At 64.7% G+C, this 626-nt stretch carries 1 pseudogene; it reads right to left on the bottom strand.

The window, feature by feature from the left end:
- Positions 1–626, bottom strand: a pseudogene (locus ACXJKJ_RS31010) (elongation factor 4); the annotation flags it as partial.

The following is a 626-nucleotide window of genomic DNA, read 5'->3' as shown; positions in this document are numbered from 1 at the left end:
GGCAGCTCATAGCTGATCTGCACCTGGCTGCCCAGGTAGTTGATGCCGATCTGGCTGCCGCGCTTTTCTTCGCACAGCTTGATGATGTTGCCGATGTACTCTTCGGGCGTGAGCACGTTGGCGCGGATGATCGGCTCGCGGATCTCATCGACCATGTTCACCGGCGGCAGCTTGGCCGGGTTGTCCATGTTGATGATGGTGCCGTCGGTCTTGAGCACTTCATAGACCACGGTCGGCGCGGTGCTGATCAGGTCCAGGTTGTACTCGCGCTCCAGGCGCTCCTGCACGATTTCCATGTGCAGCATGCCCAGGAACCCGCAGCGGAAGCCGAAGCCCATCGCCTCGGAGCTTTCCGGCTCGAAGCGCAGCGCGGCATCGTTCAGGCGCAGCTTGTCCAGCGCTTCGCGCAGGTCCGGGTAGTCTTCGGCATCGACCGGGAACAGGCCGGCGAACACGCGCGGCTGCATTTCCTGGAARCCCGGCAGCGGCKTSGAYGCCGGATCGCTGGCCAGGGTCAGKGTGTCGCCGACTGGCGCGCCGTGCACGTCCTTGATGCTCGCCGTCACCCAGCCCACTTCACCGGCACCGAGCGTCGGCAGCACCTTGCGCTTGGGGGTGAACACGCC

Source organism: Roseateles sp. P5_E1 (assembly GCF_054049335.1).
The sequence above is the reverse complement of the archived record's forward strand: the minus strand, read 5'-3'. Positions and strand labels throughout refer to the sequence as shown.